Origin of the sequence: Actinotalea ferrariae, from assembly GCF_019733465.1 — a bacterium.
GTDB classification, from domain to species: domain Bacteria; phylum Actinomycetota; class Actinomycetes; order Actinomycetales; family Cellulomonadaceae; genus Actinotalea; species Actinotalea ferrariae_A.
Genome location: NZ_JACVQL010000219.1, coordinates 1 through 2,651, shown reverse-complemented (window position 1 = coordinate 2,651; position 2,651 = coordinate 1). Strand labels below are relative to the sequence as shown.

At 74.8% G+C, this 2,651-nt stretch carries 4 protein-coding genes; 1 reads left to right on the top strand and 3 read right to left on the bottom strand.

The genetic code is table 11. The features are described from left to right. Both ICW40_RS16080 and ICW40_RS16075 read right to left on the bottom strand, forming a co-directional pair. The coding region (locus tag ICW40_RS16080) for a hypothetical protein (RefSeq protein WP_221655022.1) at positions 1-204 on the bottom strand (204 nt) is incomplete at its 3' end. Next, the gene (locus ICW40_RS16075) at positions 201-1,229 is read right to left on the bottom strand and encodes a glycosyltransferase family 2 protein (protein ID WP_221655021.1); all 1,029 of its coding nucleotides are present in this window, start codon (positions 1,227-1,229) and stop codon (positions 201-203) included. The genes ICW40_RS16080 and ICW40_RS16075, both read right to left, overlap by 4 nt. A gap of 167 nt (positions 1,230-1,396) precedes the next feature. On the opposite strand from ICW40_RS16075, the gene ICW40_RS16070 reads away from it, so the two are divergent. Continuing rightward, positions 1,397-2,335: a glycosyltransferase gene (locus ICW40_RS16070; protein WP_221655020.1), complete on the top strand. Its 939-nt coding sequence runs from the start codon at positions 1,397-1,399 to the stop codon at positions 2,333-2,335. A 57-nt stretch (positions 2,336-2,392) separates the two neighbouring features. On the opposite strand, the gene ICW40_RS16065 is transcribed toward ICW40_RS16070, so the two are convergent. Then, positions 2,393-2,651, bottom strand: a 259-nt coding sequence (locus tag ICW40_RS16065) for a hypothetical protein (RefSeq protein ID WP_221655019.1), incomplete at its 5' end; no start/stop codon positions are given.

Below are 2,651 nucleotides of genomic sequence, written 5' to 3'. Positions count from 1 at the left end.
GAACGGCACGGTCCACGCCGGCACGACGGCCGTCCGCCCGCCGTCGACGATCGTGCGCTCGCGCCACTCGGCGAGCGAGCGCGGGCCGCGCGGCGGCTCGAGGTAGGCGACGCGCGCGTGCGCGGCGAGCGCGGTCGCGAGACGCTGCTCGTAGAGGCGGTGGCCGCGGTAGGGGACGCTCGCCACGAGTCCGATGCGCGTCATGCGGGCCCGACGGCGGCCGCAGGGGCCGGCGGGTAGCCGTCGCGCCACTGCGCGCGCCGCGCCCACGCGTGCACCCAGCCGACGTCGCGCCGTCCGAGGAGCCGGAAGCCGGTCGCGCGCAGGGCGACGCCGGCGAGGACGAGGCCCTGCATGACCTGCCTGAGCGGCGGACGCGCGTGCTTGCGCACGTAGGTCATGCGCCCCTTGAGGACCATGACGGACTTGGTCGCGGAGGTCGACGACGCCCCGACCGCGTGGAGGGCGACGGCGTCGGGCGTGATCCAGACGCGGCGGCCACGCTCGTGGACGCGGCGGCACAGGTCCGCGTCCTCGCCGTACATGAAGTAGTCCGGGTCGAAGCCGCCCAGCTCGAGCCACAGGTCCCGGGGCGCCAGCAGCAGGCAGCCGGTGACGATGTCGACGTCGCGCTCGCTGTCGCGCTCCCAGCGACCGAGCGACTCGGGGTCGAAGAGCCGCGAGCCGGAGAAGACGGTGCTCAGCCCGAGCGCGAAGCACACGGTGCTCCACAGCGTCGGCGCGCCCCAGCACGAGCGCGGGTCCAGCTCGCCCGCGGGCGTCACGGTGCGCCCGCCGACGACACCCGTGCGCGGCTCGGCGTCGGCGGCTCGCACGAGGGTCGCGATCGCGCCGGGGCGGACCTCGGCGTCCGGGTTGAGCAGCAGCACGTACCGTCCGCGGGCCCGGCGGGCGCCCTCGTTGCAGGCGCGCCCGAAGCCGACGTTCTCCGCGAGCTCGACGACGTGGTCGTCGTCGAGGTACTCGCGCAGCAGCGGACCGAGCGGGGGCGACGAGGCGTTGTCGAGGGCGATGACCTCGTAGGTGACGTCCGGCCCGGCACCCGCCTCGATCGACTCGAGGCACGCGCGCACGAGGTCGCCCGCGTTGTACGTGACCACCACGACGGAGACGTCGACGGTGCGGTCCGCGTGCTCGTCGAGGCTCGCCGCGCCGGCCGGCGCGGTGCGCGCGGCGTCCGGTCGCGGGCCCCCCTGCTCCGTGTCCACGCTGCCCATCATGCACGTCCCATGTTTCCGTGTGGATACCCCCGTGCGACGGGAGCGTGGCCGGATGAATCGGGACGAACCGTACCTGGCCGTCCCGACGGCCGCGGAGACGACCGCGGGCCGGACGCCGGTTGGTCGCACCGTGCGACCGGTGCCACAGTGACGCCGTGCCACGCCCCGCCACACCGGTTCCCGCCTTCGTCGCGACGACCGGCGGCCACCTCGTCCAGATGTCCCTGCTGGCGCCGCTCCTCGAGCCGCAGCGCCACCGCGACGCCCTGTGGATCACCCACCGCACGCCGCAGAGCGAGAGCATGCTCGCCGGTCGCCGGGTGCACTTCGTCCCGCCGGTCGAGGCGCGCGACTGGGTCACCGTCCTGCGCCGCACGCCGTCGGTGGTCGGTGCGCTGCGGCGCCACGGCGTCGACAAGGTCTACAGCACGGGCGCGGCGCTCGCGCTCGTGGCCCTGCCGGCGGCGCCCCTGGCCGGCGCCCGTCCCACTTTCGTCGAGAGCCTCGCGCGGTCGAACGGGCCGTCGCTCTCGGGCAAGGTGCTCGCGCGCGTGCCGTGGGTCGGGTGCTTCACGCAGTACCCCGCCAACGCCGACGACCGGTGGCGGTACGAGCGCAGCCTGCTCGACTCCTTCGCGGTCGACGACGCCCGGCAGGCGACCCTCTCGCGCGTCTTCGTGACGCTCGGGACGGCGCGGCCGTGGCAGTTCCGGCGCCTCGTGGAGCGCGTGCTCGCGATCGTCCCGGACGGCTGCCAGGTGGTGTGGCAGACGGGCGTCACCGACGTCGCCGACCTGGCGCTCGCCGACGCGCGGGCCGTCATGCCCGACGCGGAGTTCCAGGAGGAGATCCAGCGCGCCGACGTCGTCGTCTCGCACGCGGGCGTCGGGTCCTTCATCCGCTGCCTGCAGGCGGGCAAGGTCCCGGTGCTCGTGCCGCGCCGCGCGGCGCACGACGAGCACGTGGACGACCACCAGGAGCAGATCGCCCGGGTCGCGTCGGAGCGGGGGCTCGCCCTCATGCGCGAGGCGGACGAGCTGACGCTCGACGACCTGCTCCAGGCGGCGCGCCGTCGGGCGGTCGCCCGGGTCTGACGGACCGGGTCGTCCGACCGGCTGCGGGGGCCCGGGTGCGGCGGCGCCTCGGGTGCGTCAGTCGTCGCGCGTGTCGACCGGCGCAGGCTCGCTGGACCCCTCGAGCACGTTGCCCTCGTCGATGGGCACGTCGCTCCGCGTGAGGATCGGCCCGTAGCGCGCGTTCGAGCCGAAGACGTTGTCACGCACGACGACGTCCTCCGCGGTGATCGAGCTCGAGATGTTGATCGTGTAGTTGCCGCCGTCGAGGAAGTTGTTCTCGATGAGCACGCCGCGGCTGAGCTTCGTCCCGGTCTCGCTGCCGAGCATGATGGCG